Below are 15,312 nucleotides of genomic sequence, written 5' to 3' on the forward strand. Positions count from 1 at the left end.
TGGTTTTTCTATTGATTAAACAGGATTAACAATATCTATAAACTGATGTGTCAAACCAAACTTTTCAGCTAAATGTTCACCTAATGCTTGAATACCAAATTGCTCAGTTGCATGGTGACCAGCAGCAAAATAATGGATCCCCTGCTCCATTGCACAGTGATACGTGCGCTCAGAAACTTCACCACTAATAAATGCATCAACTCCCAAAGCCGCAGCATGATCAATATAATCTTGTGCTCCACCAGTACACCAAGCCAACGATGAAATTAATTGCTCATCATCGCCTATATGAAGTGGTTGGCGATATAATTTTTGATTCAATAACTCACTTAATTGTAGAGGCGAAAGTGGCGTTGCAAGTTTTCCTTTCCAGAGTAAATTTTGTGGAATATCTGCACACACTTCAACATCGACTAATCCTAACTTTTTAGCAAGTTCTGCATTATTCCCAATAGTTTCATGGGCATCTAGTGGTAAATGATAGCCGAATAAATTCATATCGTGACTCATAAGCGTTTTAATTCGCTTATATTTCATCCCTGTAAGCACTTCTGGTTCATTTTTCCAAAAAAATCCATGATGAACCAATATGGCATCAGAATTCACTGCAGCCGCTTGGTCAATGAGCGCTTGGCAAGCTGTTACCCCAGTGACTATGGTACTAATCGTATCTGTGCCCTGAACCTGCAGTCCATTAGGTGCATAATCTTTAAATTGGCTAACGCTAAGAAAATCATTTAGATAGTTGGATAATTGCTCGCGAGATACAGACGTTAATGACATAAAACTAACCCTAAAATTTTTGATATTAATAGTGTAACGCAGACCAATACTTATTGAAAAACCCTTGTTAACATTGCTTATTTGCTAAGCGATTTTGGCTTAAATTGGACTTTTGGGTACTTTAAACACTAAAATTAGCGCTAAGGGATGTTGAAAACATTAAATAAAACTATTCATTACAGAAAAATAGGTCTCAATATGTCAAACTTGACTAAAGAAGCGCTTATCGCCGAACTTAAAGCTGCTCTTGAAAAACAAACTTCAAAAACTGTTGAAATCGAGCAGAAAGGCAGCTGGTATAAAATTGATGGCGGCAAGTCTTTACGCTTTAGCGATCTTGAGAAAATGCACCTTGAAGTGACTCAAGGTCAAACAGAAGCACCTGTTGCAGAAAAAGTTGTCGCTAAAAAGCCGGCAGCCAAAAAAGCTGTTGCAGCCAAAACTGAAGCGAAAAAGCCTACTGCTAAAAAAGCCAACACTTCAGGCGGTAAAACACCTAAAGAACTATGGCGTGAAAAATTAGCAAATGCAGGTAAAAATACCTTACCTCGCGGTTTCTAATACAAGCTTACTGTTACTGATCTAGCGACCAATCACAAAAGGAGCCACTGAGGCTCCTTTTTTATTGCGCGAATCACACAAAAAATGTGATTTTACTATCCGTTCATTACATGGCTAAATCCACACGAACATAACCGGTTAAATACACAACACGCACTTCGTCACCTGCAACAAATGACATTCCAGGATCTAAGTCTTGTATCACCATGACTTGTGTTCCATCGTCTAAATTAATCATCATTTCAATTAGTTTATATTCAAGTGTACGAGTTGAGTTGCCGTATTGGTTGGCTGCAGCACCACCAAGTAATGCACCTAATACGGTTGCGACATCCTGTCCTGAGCCACCACCAAACTGATGCCCAATAACGCCACCTATTAATGCACCGCCAAAGGTTTTCCAGCCAAGGTTACGATCTTCGACTAATTGCGTTTGAGTAACGTGTTTAATTGATTCGACTTGGCCATAGATTACCTTTTCAACTGGCACTGCCTGATTACGCTCATATGCCGCTAGTGCTGTGCTACTCATTACCCCTGATAATATGACCAAAAGTGCACTAAAAACCATCACTGAGCTGTTTGTGAGTTTCAACATAAGCAAAATTCCGCTAACGTATAGATAAGACCTATTTAATAATATACTTAATTGTGAACTCACTGTCTTATTTAAATCACCTTCCCCAATTTCCTGATCCCATGCAAGCACTTGACGAACCAAATGGTTTACTGGCGGTTGGCGGTGATTTATCACCAACTCGATTAGTCGAAGCCTATTATCAAGGCATTTTCCCCTGGTTTAACGATGATGATCCCATCCTATGGTGGTCACCTCACCCAAGAGCGGTATTTACTCCACAAACTCAGCCGCTAAACAAAACAATGCGAAAATGCCTGAAAAAATCAACGTGGCGATTTACCATTAATCATGCCTTTGCAGAGGTAATCAAAGCATGTTCAGAACCAAGAGCCAGTGAGCAAGGCACTTGGATTTCATCCGATATTCAAAATGCCTATATTAAATTACACTCTTTGGGTAAAGCTCACTCAATTGAAGTGTGGGATGATAAAACACTTGTTGGCGGTTTATATGGAATAGCCGTAGGCAGTGTATTTTGTGGAGAATCAATGTTTCATCGCCAAACCAATGCATCAAAAGCTGCATTTGCAATGCTTAATCAGCATATTGCCAAACATGGTTTTAAGCTGATTGATGCACAAATTATGAACCCACATTTAGAAAACTTAGGTGCGAAACCTGTACCTAGAAATGAGTTTTTACAAACCTTAAAACAATTACGTAATCAAGTTATTGATAATCAAGCTTGGGTTACTCAAGAGGTATATTTTGACATCTAGAAGCATCAGTGTCGGCATTAGTCACCCTTTTGATTGTAGCTATATTGATGGGCTTCAAGAGCAGCTATTAATTATTCAAGAGCCACAGTTGGACGGCGCGCTATTTGAACAATTACTTGGCATGGGCTTTAGGCGAAATGGCAACTCTATTTATAAACCACGCTGTCCGAGTTGCTCAGCATGTCAATCTATTCGCGTTGTGGTGCCTGAATTTAAACTTTCTAAACGACAAAAACGCACCATCAAAAACAATCAGGACTTAACATGGCAAGTCACAGATGAGTGTTCAGCTGAACACTACGCATTATACGAACGTTATATCAGTGGCCGCCATTCTGATGGGCCAATGTATCCTCCGAGTGAAGATCAATATAATGACTTCCTGCTGTGCAGCTGGCTTAAACCCACTTACATTGAAGTTTTTGACCAAGATAAACTCATTGGAGTAGCAGTAACGGATCAACTCAATAATAGTTTGTCAGCCATTTATAGTTATTTTGATCCTGACTATGCTAAACGCTCACTCGGCAGCTTCATGATCTTGTTGCAGTGTGATTTAGCCCTGCAACTAGGTAAGCAATTTGTATATCTGGGCTATCAAATTGATGAAAATAGAAAAATGAATTACAAACGTTTATATCGTCCATATCAAATATTAACAGCGAATGGATGGCAACATATTGAAAAAGAACCCACGCTTTAGTGTTTCAATCCTTTACAGCAAGCGCTTTTTGGGGCATGATACTGCGAATTTTTTTTATATTTGAAGGCATAAAGGTAACCAATTAATGGCGAAAGAAGACAACATTGAAATGCAGGGCACAATCCTTGAGACCTTGCCAAATACAATGTTCCGCGTAGAACTTGAAAATGGTCATGTCGTGATTGCACACATTTCTGGCAAGATGCGCAAAAACTACATCCGTATTTTAACGGGTGATAAAGTCACGGTTCAATTGACTCCTTACGATTTAAGTAAAGGTCGTATCGTCTTCCGCGCACGTTAATTCTGCCTCATCTATTTAAAAACCCGGCTTGATTGTCGGGTTTTTTGTTGGCTAATGATTAACGTTGATGCAAACAAAAATGGCTATCTGTTTTCAGATAGCCATTTTTATTACCAGAATTAACACGATTAAGTTATGACACTTTTTCTTCGCATTCACAGCTAATAACAATTTCATTATCTTTCGCGTCGACTTTGGCAATACCGCCAGCCTCTAACTTACCGAAGAGTATTTCATCAGCTAATGGTCGCTTGATTAGCTCAGTGACAACACGACCCATTGGTCTTGCGCCCATGTTCTTATCGTAGCCTTTTTCAGCCAGTAAAGTACGAGCTTCATCAGTGACCTCTAGAGTAACGCGTTTTTCATCCAATTGAGCTTGTAACTCAATTAAGAACTTATCAACGACCTTGGCAATTATCGTCATGTCTAAATGATTAAACCAAATAATTGAATCTAAACGGTTACGGAACTCCGGTGAGAAGACTTTATTGATTTCTGACATCGCATTTAAGCTATTGTCTTGCTGTTTAAAGCCAATCGAAGTACGAATAGACTCTTGGACACCAGCATTGGTGGTCATCACTAAGGTGACATTTCTAAAGTCTGCTTTACGGCCATTATTGTCAGTTAACGTACCATGATCCATCACTTGCAATAGCAAGTTATAAACATCAGGGTGCGCCTTTTCAATTTCATCCAACAATACAACGCAATGCGGGTTTTTAATGACGGCGTCAGTTAATAGACCACCTTGCTCGTAACCAACATAACCAGGAGGCGAGCCGATTAAACGAGATACAGTATGACGCTCCATATATTCAGACATATCAAATCGAATCAGCTTCATATTTAAACATGCGGCTAATTGATTGGTAACCTCGGTTTTACCAACACCAGTAGGACCTGCAAATAAGAAACTACCAACCGGCTTTTTCTCCGCACCTAAACCACTTCGAGATAATCGAATAGCAGAACTCAGCCCCTCAATGGCTTTGTCTTGACCAAACACTAACATCTTAAGGTTACGCTCTAGGTTTTTGAGTAAATCCTTGTCAGTTGATGATACGGACTTCTCAGGTATGCGCGCAATTTTAGCGATGATCGCTTCAATTTCAGGTTGACCGATGGTTTTCTTACGTTTGCTTTGCGGTAACATCACCATTCTCGCACCCGCTTCATCAATCACATCAATGGCTTTGTCTGGTAAGTGACGATCATTAATGTGCTTCGCTGATAAACTCGCTGCAGAACTGATTGCCGCTTGAGTATAACGAACACCATGGTGCTCTTCATACTTAGATTTAAGCCCCAATAAGATTTTAGTGGTTTCAGCCACTGACGGCTCATTGATGTCGATTTTTTGGAAACGTCTTGCTAACGCTCGGTCTTTTTCAAAAATGCTTTGATATTCTTGGAAAGTCGTTGAGCCCATACAACGTAATGTCCCGTTAGATAATAACGGTTTAAGCAAGTTAGACGCATCCATCACGCCACCTGAAGCGGCACCAGCTCCAATGATAGTATGGATTTCATCAATAAACAGAATCGCATGTTCATTTTTACCCAGTTCTTTAAGCAAGCCTTTAAAGCGTTTCTCAAAATCACCACGGTATTTTGTGCCGGCAAGTAATGAACCTAAATCTAACGAATATACGGTTGCATCTTTAATCACATCGGGGACTTGCTCATTAACGATTCGATAAGCTAACCCTTCAGCAATAGCCGTTTTACCCACACCTGCTTCACCAACAAGTAGTGGATTGTTTTTACGTCGACGACATAAGGTTTGAATTGCACGTTCAACTTCATCATCACGGCCAATGAGTGGATCAATCACACCATCCTTAGACATTTGATTTAAGTCGGTTGCAAACTGCGATAATAAACTTCTATCTTCAGCTTGTTCAGTTCCTTCTTCTGATGCTTCAGGGTTATTCATTTCCTGATTATCATCATCTTTAGGCAAACCATGTGAGATAAAATTGACCACATCTAAGCGGGTAATTTCACAGCGACGTAATAAGTAAACAGCTTGTGATTCTTGCTCGCTAAAAATTGCCACCAGCACATTTGCGCCAGTGACTTCATTGCGACCTGAAGACTGCACATGAAACACTGCGCGTTGCAGAACACGTTGGAATCCTAATGTTGGTTGAGTTTCTCGCTCTTCAGTGCTTTCAGCGATTAACGGGGTTGTTTGTTGAATGAAGTTAGATACTTCCTCGTGAAGACGAGTAATATCAGCGCCACAAGCCAGTAGTGCTTCTTTGGCCGATGGATTATTGATTAGTGCTAATAATAAATGTTCTACCGTCATATATTCATGACGTGAATCTCTAGCTTGTTGAAACGCTAGGTTCAAGGTGACTTCAAGATCTTTGTTTAGCATAAGCACCCCCTAAAAATACTCATAAACTGCAGAGTTACCGATGGAGAAACAACTATTCACTATGCGGCTTCTAATGTACACAGTAACGGATGTTGGTTTTCTCTGGCAAATTGATTTACTTGTAACACTTTCGTTTCAGCAATGCCAAACGAATAAACACCACATATTCCCTTACCTTGGTGATGGATAGCCAACATAATGTCCGTGGCCTGTTGTTCATCCTTATTAAAAAAACGTTGTAGCACTTCAATCACGAAATCCATCGGAGTGTAATCATCGTTATTTAACACGACTTTATACATTGAAGGTGGTTGTAGCTCCGATTCAACACGCTCTTCTGTGTGCTCTACGCTGCCTAATCTACCCATGTGTTAATACTAGCCTCTAGTTTGGTACAAGACCAATTGATATTATTAAATTAATTAAATGTTGTCATTTTGTTAATTTTTACTTGACATCTTTTCGTACAAATTTCATTCTGTTCTGAGGCGGCAATAAAAGACCGCTGATTAAAATAAGTTTTACTATCTTACTGGTAAGTAGACAACAGAAGGAAGTGGAAGTATGGCAAGCGGAACTGTTAAATGGTTCAACAACGCCAAAGGATTCGGGTTTATTTGCCCAGATCAGGGTGGCGAAGATGTATTTGCACATTATTCAACAATCGAAATGGAAGGTTATAGAACGCTTAAAGCGGGCCAACCTGTAGATTTCGAAACTGAGCAGGGCCCTAAAGGGATGCATGCTTCAGCCATTTCACCGACTAAATAGTCGTTGAAACTATAAAACAAAAAGGCAGAGATTTTAATCTCTGCCTTTTTTATTTCACATAAATAATGTAAATAATTTATCGTTTGCTTATAAATCAAACAAAAACGACCCCATCACCTTCAATTTAGCCCCAACATTTACTTTGTCCATCTTAGATTTTAGCTCAGGTATAAAGCTGTAGAGATAAAAAAAGCAGAGACGTTCATCTCTGCTTTTTAATTAATCGCTCTTTTAAACCGATTATCGCTTAGCCTGTAATAAATGAATTAAGCAATTGGCTAGGACGCATCGCTTTCTCAGCTTTAACAGCGTCTAAACGGAAATAACCGCCTAAATCAACCGCTGGGCCTTGCGAGTCATTTAATTCAGCAACAATTGCAGCTTCATTAGTCGTTAATGATTCAGCAAGTTCGCTAAATTCAGCGGCTAAATCAGCATCTTTCGCTTGAGCCGCTAATGCTTGAGCCCAGTACATCGCTAAATAGAAATGACTACCACGGTTATCAAGCTCACCGACACGGCGTGAAGGTGACTTGTTGCTATCTAAGAACTGACCAATTGCAGCATCAAGCGTATCGGCTAATACTTGTGCTTTAGGGTTATTTTGCGTTTGGCTTAAATGCTCAAGCGATGCCGCTAACGCAAGGAACTCACCTAATGAATCCCAACGTAAGTGACCTTCTTTCTCAACTTGTTGAACATGCTTAGGCGCACTACCACCCGCACCTGTCTCGAATAAACCACCGCCATTCATTAGTGGCACGATAGATAGCATTTTCGCACTGGTACCCAGCTCAAGAATTGGGAACAAGTCAGTTAAGTAATCTCGTAAAACGTTACCCGTTACTGAAATGGTATCTAAACCTTCATGCACACGTGCGAGTGTCGCACGGGTTGCAGCTACAGGCGCTAGAATTTGTAAATCTAATCCGTCTGTATCGTGATCTTTTAAGTAAAGCTCAACCTTAGCGATTAACTGCGCATCGTGCGCACGGTTACTGTCTAACCAGAAAATCGCAGGTGTATTACTTAAACGTGAACGATTTACAGCAAGTTTTACCCAATCACGGATTGGTGCATCTTTAACTTGGCACATTCTGAAAATATCGCCAGTTTCAACGTTATGGCTCATTAATACATTGCCATTACTGTCGATAACTTTCACTAAACCAGCAGTCTCAATTTCAAATGTTTTATCATGGCTGCCGTATTCTTCAGCTTTTTGCGCCATCAAACCAACATTTGGCACACTGCCCATTGTTGTTGGATTGAACGCACCATTGGCTTTACAGAATGCAATTGTTTCTTGGTAAACACCGGCATAACAACGATCTGGGATCATAGCCTTAGTGTCTTTCAATTGGCCATCAGGGCCCCACATTTTTCCTGATGAACGAATAGCAGCTGGCATTGATGCATCAATAATGATGTCACTAGGAACATGTAAGTTGGTGATTCCTTTATCAGAATCAACCATCGCAAGTGCAGGACGCTTTGCGTAAACAGCTGCAATATCAGCTTCTACTTCAGCGCGTTTTGCTTCTGGTAATGTTGCAATTTTTGCGTAGACATCACCAAAGCCATTGTTAACATCAACGCCGAGTTCATCAAACAATGCTTGGTGTTTAGTGAACACATCTTTAAAGAACACTTTAACTGCATGACCAAATAGAATTGGGTCTGAGACTTTCATCATGGTTGCTTTTAAATGCAGTGATAATAAAACATCTTCAGACTTTGCAGCTTCAATTTCACGTTCGTAGAAAGCAACAAGCGCTTTGTTACTCATCACGGCAGTGTCGATGACTTCACCGGCTTGTAAAGGCAAGTCCTGCTTAAGCACAACATCTTGACCATCAGCTTTAGTTAATACAATGCTAACTTTATCAGCTTCGGCAACAGTGACAGATTGTTCACTGCCATAAAAGTCACCCTCTTGCATGTGAGCAACGTGAGAAGCTGAGTTACTTTCCCATTTACCCATTGAATGCGGGTTTTTCTTAGCATAATTTTTTACTGAGCCTGGCGCACGACGATCAGAGTTACCTTCACGTAAAACAGGGTTTACTGCACTGCCCTTAATTTTGTCATAACGGCTTTGAACTTCACGTTCGGCATCTGTGGTAGGTTCGTCAGGATAATTCGGAATATCATAACCTTTGGCTTGTAGTTCAGCGATACAGGCTTTTAGTTGTGGAATTGAGGCACTGATATTCGGTAATTTGATAATATTTGCTTCAGGCGTCCCCGCCATCACACCAAGTTCTGTTAACGCATCTGAAATTTTCTGTTCTGCTGTTAACTTTTCAGGAAAGTTGGCGATAACACGGCCTGATAAAGATATATCTCGGGTTTCTACTTTAACACCAGCAGCATTGGTAAATGTACGGATGATTGGGAGTAATGAAAGCGTCGCTAATGCGGGTGCTTCATCAGTTTCAGTATAAATGATCGTTGGAGAATTATCTTTCATGCTTTTTCCTACATTATTGAAATAAAAAGTTTTTATAATTTTATTATTGTAATAACTATCTACCTTTCAACTGCATCAATCTATAAGCCGATGTCAGTTGTATATGGCACAAATCCCTATGAAATTAGAAAAATAATGTGTGGCTGCTTGTGTAAAAACGGGCACAGATCACATTTTTTAGGCCAACATCATAGACCATTATCTGTAAGATTCAAATTCCACTAAGGCCCAATGCCAAGTAAACTATACAAAATGAATCAATTTCATCCTAAATAGGCTTATGTATGTCAGCAAATGACAAACCCAAACGTTTTAGCACTAAACCTGCATTTTCCAAAGTAAATAAAAAACACCGTAAGCCGACTAAGCGCACGGTAAGTAAACCTGTTGAAAATCCGATAATAGTGTTATTTAACAAACCTTTTGATGTTCTATGTCAATTTACTGATGAATCAGGAAGACAAACTTTAAAAGATTTTATTCCGGTAAAAGATGTCTATGCCGCTGGCAGATTGGATAGAGACAGCGAAGGATTATTATTGCTGACCAATGACGGCAAATTACAGGCAAAATTAACCCAACCGAATAAAAAAACTTTCAAGACATATTGGGTGCAAGTTGAGGGTGAACCTAGCGAATACTCAATTACTGCATTACAGCAAGGTGTTGAATTAAAAGATGGAATGACATTACCAGCGAACGTTAAGGTGATTGAAGAGCCCACAGTTTGGGAACGAGTTCCGCCTGTTAGGGAAAGAAAGTCGATCCCCACTACATGGTTAGAAATACAAATTTGTGAAGGCCGCAATCGTCAAGTTAGAAGAATGACCGCTCATGTTGGTCACCCCACTCTAAGATTAATTCGCTATAAAATAGGTCAATGGAGTTTAGATGACTTGCCTAATGGTGCTTATAAAACCATTAAGCAGTAACACATTAATAATAAAAATGATGAGAGGACGACACCATGTCAACACTTCGCTATAAGCCTAATACGACTGTCGCCTGCGTCATCCATAGTCAGGGAAAATTTTTATTCGTTGAAGAACTCATTGATAACCAACTACGTCTAAATCAACCCGCTGGCCATATTGAAGCCCATGAAACACTCGAGCAGGCCTGTAGAAGAGAAGTTAGAGAAGAAACTGGGCTGGATGTTACATTAACTGGCCTTATAAGCATTTATCAATATAGTGCCAGTGAAGAATTGGCTTTTGTGCGTTTTACTTTTGCAGCTGAATGGCAAAATAACGACCAATGCATACCATTAGACAACGACATTATCGCTTGTCACTGGTTAACTTTAGATGAAATTAAACAACGTAAAGCGGTCCTTCGCAGCCCGTTAGTCATTAAATCCATAGAAGACTTTTTACATAAAGCTCACAGCCCATTATCACTGATTAATAGTGACTTACAGGTGATAGCCGACAACAATAATGCATGATAGAATATGCGCCGCACAATTTAGAGATTTTCGTAAGGTATTTATCTACGAATAAAGACTGGGTTTGTTGACTTGAAAAGCACTCGACTCGACCACATGTTCATCTCTTGTATCCGTAATTTCACTGGTTTTTAGGTTTTATGACATCAATCAATCCCGATTCAAATGGTAAAAAAGTCATCGTAGGCATGTCCGGCGGTGTAGATTCTTCAGTTTCTGCATACTTGCTCCAACAGCAAGGATACCAGGTTGAGGGATTATTTATGAAGAACTGGGAAGAAGATGACACGGATGAATATTGTCTCGCAGCTGAAGATTTAAAAGATGCGCAGGCAGTATGTGACAAGCTAGGCATTAAGCTTCACACAGTTAACTTCGCCTCTGAATACTGGGACAATGTATTTGAGCACTTCCTTGCTGAATATAAAGCTGGTCGTACTCCTAACCCAGATATTATGTGCAACAAAGAAATCAAATTTAAAGCATTTTTAGAATTTGCAGATGAAATTTTAGATGCTGACTTTATTGCGATGGGGCATTACGTTCGCCGCCGTGATAACGAAGACGGTACCACTCAAATGCTACGTGGTATTGATAACAACAAAGATCAAAGCTACTTCTTGTATACCTTAAGTGACAAACAAGTCGCTAAAAGCTTATTTCCCGTCGGCGAACTAGAAAAATTTCAAGTTCGTGATATCGCCAAAGAAATGGGCTTAATTACCCATGATAAAAAAGACAGTACAGGTATCTGTTTTATCGGTGAAAGAAAGTTCACTGACTTTTTAGGTACATATTTACCAGCGCAACCTGGTGATATTGAAACCGCTGAAGGCGAAGTCATAGGAACCCACCAAGGTTTGATGTATCACACGCTAGGTCAACGTAAAGGGCTTGGCATTGGTGGCATGAAAAACAGTAATGACGATCCTTGGTACGTAGTTGAAAAAGACTTATTGCGTAATGTTTTAATTGTCGGCCAAGGTGGAAACCACCCTCGCCTGATGTCAAATGGCATGACAGTAAGTCAACTTCATTGGGTTGACCGCAAAGGCCCAAGTTCACCAGCTAAGATAACCGTGAAAACACGTTACCGTCAGCAAGATGTTAACTGCACCGTGACGACTGAAGGTGATGACAAAATTAGCGTGATATTTGATGAGCCAGTAGCTGCTGTAACTCCTGGTCAGTCTGCTGTTTTTTATGATGGTGAAGTCTGCTTAGGCGGCGGTATTATCGATACACTAATTAGAGGATAGAGCGTGAGCCAAGTATTATTTGAACGCACTATGGCGTTTGCAGGTATTTTACAAGCGATTGCTCAAGTTCAACATCTCGCGCGTCATGGCGATTCAGACGAAACAGCTCTTGCTGCGAGTCTGAACACCATTATGGTGACTGACCCAGATTCTGTTTCAGAAATTTATCAAGATAAACAAGCACTCAATAAAGGGTACCAACTGATTGAGAATCAGTTAGGTGATGGCAACAGCAAAGATGTTGAAACCACTCGCTACCTGGTTGGGATGCTCGCATTAGAACGTAAGCTCGCTCGCTCAGCAAATGGGTTAGGTATGCTAGCCGAACGTATCAACCAAGTGCACCGTCAATTACATCACTTCGCCATTACCGATGAACAAATCATTGCGAGTTTAGCGAGCATATACAGCGATGTGATCAGTGAGCTTGGCCCCAAATTACAAATTTCTGGTAATCCAGCTTGCTTGCAACAACCGCAAGTACAACAAAAAATCCGTGCTTTACTTTTATCAGCTATGCGTAGTGCAGTTTTATGGCGCCAACTCGGAGGCAAACGTCGCCACCTCGTTTTTGCTCGTAAAGCCATTGTGGATACTGCTATTAGTAGCCGTAAAAATAATTAATCGTATCACCCTACAACAAAAGTTCATCAAGGAGCTTCAAATGGATCTTTCTGCACTGACTGCTATCTCTCCGATAGACGGTCGTTATGGTAGCAAAACCACCTCTTTACGAGGCATTTTCAGCGAATTCGGTTTAACTAAATACCGTGTTCAAGTTGAAATTAACTGGTTAAAACTACTTTCTAGTTGCCCAGAGATTGAAGAAGTTCCGCCATTCAGCGAAGAAGCATTAACTTTACTGGATAGCATCAAGGATAACTTCAGCGAAGAAGACGCGTTACGCGTTAAAACAATTGAAAGAACCACCAACCACGACGTTAAAGCGGTTGAATATTTCATTAAAGAAAAAATTGCAGACAACGCTGAGTTAGTTGCAATTGACGAATTTGTTCACTTCGCTTGTACTTCTGAAGACATTAACAATCTATCTCATGCGTTAATGCTTAAAGAAGCACGTGATTTAGTATTAGCACCTCAGTGTCTTGAAATTGTTGATGCAATCAAAAAATTAGCGGCAGAAAACAAATCTGTACCGTTAATGTCACGTACACACGGTCAACCAGCATCACCTTCTACATTAGGTAAAGAAATGGCAAACGTGGCAGTTCGTTTAGAACGCCAACTTAACCAAATCAACGCTGTTGAAATCATGGGTAAAATCAATGGTGCAGTTGGTAACTACAACGCACACATCTCTGCTTACCCTGAAGTTAACTGGCATGAATTGTCACAACGCTTTGTAACAAGCCTTGGTATTAACTGGAACCCATACACCACTCAAATCGAACCGCATGATTACATTGCAGAACTATTTGATGCAGTTGCTCGTTTCAATACTATTCTTATCGATTTCGATCGTGATATCTGGGGCTACATTGCATTAGGTCACTTTAAGCAACGTACTATTGCTGGCGAAATTGGTTCTTCTACGATGCCACATAAAGTTAACCCTATCGATTTTGAAAACTCAGAGGGTAACCTTGGTATTGCTAACGCGCTTATGCAACATCTTGCTGCTAAGTTACCCGTTTCAAGATGGCAGCGTGACTTAACGGACTCAACCGTATTGCGTAATCTTGGTGTGGGTATGGCTCATTCATTAATTGCTTATCAAGCAACAATGAAAGGGATCAGTAAGCTTGAAGTGAATGAAGAAAACTTACGTGCCGAATTAGACAAGAACTGGGAAGTACTGGCTGAACCAGTACAAACTGTGATGCGTCGTTACGGTATCGAAAAGCCATATGAAAAATTAAAAGAGTTAACACGTGGTAAGCGTATTGATGGCGAACAACTTGCTACATTCATTGATGGTTTAGCGCTGCCTGACAGTGTTAAAGCTGAACTTAAAACAATGACACCAGCTAACTACATCGGCCGCGCTGAAGCGTTTGTTGATGAGTTAAAGTAATTTATAAACAGCAATCTGTTTAAATTAAGGAATGGCGACATCTCAGCAGAGCTGTCGCCTTTTTATTGACTATGTATACATTAAATTTTGATACTGCGGCGTTTGTCAAAGACACTTGGCAAAAAAAGCCTATTGTCATTAAAAATGCTTTTAATGCCTTTGAAGATCCAATTTCTGCCGATGAATTAGCAGGCTTGGCAATGGAAGAAGATATTTCTTCTCGTATTGTCCAAACGAAATCGGATGGTTGGAATGTCATACAAGGTCCCTTTGAGGATTATGACGAATACGGCGAAGACGGATGGCAATTATTAGTACAAGCAGTTAACCATTGGTATCCTGAGTCACAAGCTTTTGTTGAAGCATTCCGGTTTTTACCAGATTGGCGCTTTGATGATTTGATGGTGTCTTTTGCAACACCTAAAGGCGGTGTAGGACCTCATATCGATAATTATGATGTATTCATTATTCAAGGCGAAGGCGAACGTCGCTGGAAAGTTGGCGATAGAGGCGACCATAAACAACGTGGCGGCGATATAAATAGCCCATTAGTTGATGACTTTGAGCCAATTATCGATGTGGTATTAACTAAAGGTGACATCCTTTACATTCCACCAGGTTTTCCCCACTGCGGCGAAACATTGTCACTGGCATTGAGCTACTCCATCGGTTTTAGAGCACCAAGCCAACAAGAACTATTAACAGAATTAGCTGATGCATTGATTGACAATAATTGTGGCCAACACCGTTTTACTTCGAATGAAGAAGTCGCAAATAAAGGCCAAGTAAGCCAAGTACAACAACAAGGGATTATGGATTTATTAGCCCAACTGGCAAACGATCCAAACCAATATCAAACAATGCTTGGGAAAATGTTAAGCCAAAACCGTTTTGAGCTAGACATTAACCCATTTGAACAAGCGATTAGTTCAGTAGATGTGATTGAAGCCATTGAAGACGGAGCAAGCTTACAACGCGTCGGTGGGCTCAAAATTCTGTCACTAGAAAACGATAAACAAGCACAAATCTATATCAATGGTGAAGCCATAAACGTTGACAATATAGAGAGTGAGATTATCGATATCATCAGTAACGAGCATCACATCTGTCAGTCAGTTTTACTGAACTGGAAAGATTTACCCGCAGTCATCACATTACTCACATTATGTGTCAATCAAGGTTGGTTATACTTCGCTGAATAGCGTGTAAAAGTCTTGAAGTATTA

Annotated in this window: 16 protein-coding genes; 11 read left to right on the forward strand and 5 right to left on the reverse strand. The window is 40.2% G+C overall.

What is annotated here, in order from left to right; all coding sequences use genetic code 11:
* Window positions 1-15 precede the first annotated feature (15 nt).
* The gene (locus tag AB4128_RS02380) at window positions 16-783 is read right to left on the reverse strand and encodes a Nif3-like dinuclear metal center hexameric protein (protein WP_372036660.1); all 768 of its coding nucleotides are present in this window, start codon (window positions 781-783) and stop codon (window positions 16-18) included.
* A 198-nt stretch (window positions 784-981) separates the two neighbouring features.
* On the opposite strand from AB4128_RS02380, the gene AB4128_RS02385 reads away from it, so the two are divergent.
* The gene (locus tag AB4128_RS02385; RefSeq protein WP_055024445.1) at window positions 982-1,344 is read left to right on the forward strand and encodes a hypothetical protein; all 363 of its coding nucleotides are present in this window, start codon (window positions 982-984) and stop codon (window positions 1,342-1,344) included.
* A 106-nt stretch (window positions 1,345-1,450) separates the two neighbouring features.
* Here the strand turns inward: AB4128_RS02385 and AB4128_RS02390 are convergent, their stop codons facing one another.
* Complete coding sequence (locus AB4128_RS02390) at window positions 1,451-1,942, reverse strand: glycine zipper 2TM domain-containing protein (RefSeq protein ID WP_055024444.1); 492 nt, start codon at window positions 1,940-1,942, stop codon at window positions 1,451-1,453.
* A gap of 53 nt (window positions 1,943-1,995) precedes the next feature.
* On the opposite strand from AB4128_RS02390, the gene aat reads away from it, so the two are divergent.
* From aat to infA, 3 genes are all read left to right on the forward strand, one after another.
* A complete protein-coding gene (gene aat / locus AB4128_RS02395) occupies window positions 1,996-2,703 on the forward strand; it encodes a leucyl/phenylalanyl-tRNA--protein transferase (RefSeq protein ID WP_055024443.1) in 708 nt (235 codons plus the stop codon).
* Window positions 2,693-3,406: an arginyltransferase gene (locus AB4128_RS02400; protein WP_282166827.1), complete on the forward strand. Its 714-nt coding sequence runs from the start codon at window positions 2,693-2,695 to the stop codon at window positions 3,404-3,406. Before aat ends, AB4128_RS02400 begins: the two co-directional genes overlap by 11 nt.
* Window positions 3,407-3,491: 85 nt before the next feature.
* Window positions 3,492-3,710: a translation initiation factor IF-1 gene (infA, locus tag AB4128_RS02405; protein ID WP_011496276.1), complete on the forward strand. Its 219-nt coding sequence runs from the start codon at window positions 3,492-3,494 to the stop codon at window positions 3,708-3,710.
* A 133-nt stretch (window positions 3,711-3,843) separates the two neighbouring features.
* Here the strand turns inward: infA and clpA are convergent, their stop codons facing one another.
* Window positions 3,844-6,102 (reverse strand): ATP-dependent Clp protease ATP-binding subunit ClpA, encoded by a 2,259-nt coding sequence (clpA, locus tag AB4128_RS02410; protein WP_055024441.1) that lies wholly within the window; start codon window positions 6,100-6,102, stop codon window positions 3,844-3,846.
* 59 nt (window positions 6,103-6,161) lie between these two features.
* Window positions 6,162-6,470 (reverse strand): ATP-dependent Clp protease adapter ClpS, encoded by a 309-nt coding sequence (gene clpS, locus AB4128_RS02415; RefSeq protein WP_055024440.1) that lies wholly within the window; start codon window positions 6,468-6,470, stop codon window positions 6,162-6,164.
* Window positions 6,471-6,666: 196 nt separating this feature from the next.
* Between clpS and cspD the strand changes: the two genes are divergently transcribed.
* Entirely contained in the window at window positions 6,667-6,873 is a 207-nt protein-coding gene (gene cspD / locus AB4128_RS02420; protein ID WP_055024439.1) for a cold shock domain-containing protein CspD, read from the forward strand.
* Window positions 6,874-7,120: 247 nt separating this feature from the next.
* On the opposite strand, the gene AB4128_RS02425 is transcribed toward cspD, so the two are convergent.
* Window positions 7,121-9,346 carry an NADP-dependent isocitrate dehydrogenase gene (locus AB4128_RS02425; protein ID WP_372036661.1) on the reverse strand — a complete coding sequence of 742 codons (2,226 nt, stop codon included), beginning with the start codon at window positions 9,344-9,346 and terminating at the stop codon, window positions 7,121-7,123.
* Window positions 9,347-9,630: 284 nt separating this feature from the next.
* Here AB4128_RS02425 and AB4128_RS02430 point away from each other — a divergent pair, with 284 nt between their 5' ends.
* The 6 genes from AB4128_RS02430 (at window position 9,631) to AB4128_RS02455 (ending at window position 15,289) form a co-directional block, all read left to right on the forward strand.
* Window positions 9,631-10,278: an rRNA large subunit pseudouridine synthase E gene (locus AB4128_RS02430; RefSeq protein ID WP_055024437.1), complete on the forward strand. Its 648-nt coding sequence runs from the start codon at window positions 9,631-9,633 to the stop codon at window positions 10,276-10,278.
* A 35-nt stretch (window positions 10,279-10,313) separates the two neighbouring features.
* A complete protein-coding gene (locus AB4128_RS02435; RefSeq protein ID WP_372036662.1) occupies window positions 10,314-10,793 on the forward strand; it encodes an NUDIX hydrolase in 480 nt (159 codons plus the stop codon).
* A gap of 140 nt (window positions 10,794-10,933) precedes the next feature.
* Window positions 10,934-12,052 (forward strand): tRNA 2-thiouridine(34) synthase MnmA, encoded by a 1,119-nt coding sequence (gene mnmA / locus AB4128_RS02440; protein ID WP_080915539.1) that lies wholly within the window; start codon window positions 10,934-10,936, stop codon window positions 12,050-12,052.
* A gap of 3 nt (window positions 12,053-12,055) precedes the next feature.
* Entirely contained in the window at window positions 12,056-12,676 is a 621-nt protein-coding gene (gene hflD / locus AB4128_RS02445) for a high frequency lysogenization protein HflD (RefSeq protein WP_055024434.1), read from the forward strand.
* Between the two features lie 40 nt (window positions 12,677-12,716).
* On the forward strand, window positions 12,717-14,087 hold the full coding sequence (purB, locus tag AB4128_RS02450; protein WP_065108269.1) for an adenylosuccinate lyase: 1,371 nt from the start codon (window positions 12,717-12,719) through the stop codon (window positions 14,085-14,087).
* A 71-nt stretch (window positions 14,088-14,158) separates the two neighbouring features.
* Window positions 14,159-15,289 carry a cupin domain-containing protein gene (locus AB4128_RS02455; RefSeq protein ID WP_282166823.1) on the forward strand — a complete coding sequence of 377 codons (1,131 nt, stop codon included), beginning with the start codon at window positions 14,159-14,161 and terminating at the stop codon, window positions 15,287-15,289.
* Window positions 15,290-15,312 lie beyond the last annotated feature (23 nt).

It is taken from the genome of Shewanella sp. 10N.286.52.A9 (assembly GCF_041468985.1).
Classification (GTDB): domain Bacteria; phylum Pseudomonadota; class Gammaproteobacteria; order Enterobacterales; family Shewanellaceae; genus Shewanella; species Shewanella japonica.

Excerpts from the sequence above, each read along its gene's own strand:
- AB4128_RS02380 (WP_372036660.1), bottom strand. The coding sequence starts at position 783 with ATGTCATTAACGTCTGTATCTCGCGAGCAATTATCCAACTATCTAAAT.
- AB4128_RS02385 (WP_055024445.1), top strand. The coding sequence starts at position 982 with ATGTCAAACTTGACTAAAGAAGCGCTTATCGCCGAACTTAAAGCTGCT.
- AB4128_RS02390 (WP_055024444.1), bottom strand. The coding sequence starts at position 1,942 with ATGTTGAAACTCACAAACAGCTCAGTGATGGTTTTTAGTGCACTTTTG.
- infA (WP_011496276.1), top strand. The coding sequence starts at position 3,492 with ATGGCGAAAGAAGACAACATTGAAATGCAGGGCACAATCCTTGAGACC.
- clpA (WP_055024441.1), bottom strand. The coding sequence starts at position 6,102 with ATGCTAAACAAAGATCTTGAAGTCACCTTGAACCTAGCGTTTCAACAA.
- clpS (WP_055024440.1), bottom strand. The coding sequence starts at position 6,470 with ATGGGTAGATTAGGCAGCGTAGAGCACACAGAAGAGCGTGTTGAATCG.
- cspD (WP_055024439.1), top strand. The coding sequence starts at position 6,667 with ATGGCAAGCGGAACTGTTAAATGGTTCAACAACGCCAAAGGATTCGGG.
- AB4128_RS02425 (WP_372036661.1), bottom strand. The coding sequence starts at position 9,346 with ATGAAAGATAATTCTCCAACGATCATTTATACTGAAACTGATGAAGCA.
- AB4128_RS02430 (WP_055024437.1), top strand. The coding sequence starts at position 9,631 with ATGTCAGCAAATGACAAACCCAAACGTTTTAGCACTAAACCTGCATTT.
- AB4128_RS02435 (WP_372036662.1), top strand. The coding sequence starts at position 10,314 with ATGTCAACACTTCGCTATAAGCCTAATACGACTGTCGCCTGCGTCATC.
- mnmA (WP_080915539.1), top strand. The coding sequence starts at position 10,934 with ATGACATCAATCAATCCCGATTCAAATGGTAAAAAAGTCATCGTAGGC.
- purB (WP_065108269.1), top strand. The coding sequence starts at position 12,717 with ATGGATCTTTCTGCACTGACTGCTATCTCTCCGATAGACGGTCGTTAT.
- AB4128_RS02455 (WP_282166823.1), top strand. The coding sequence starts at position 14,159 with ATGTATACATTAAATTTTGATACTGCGGCGTTTGTCAAAGACACTTGG.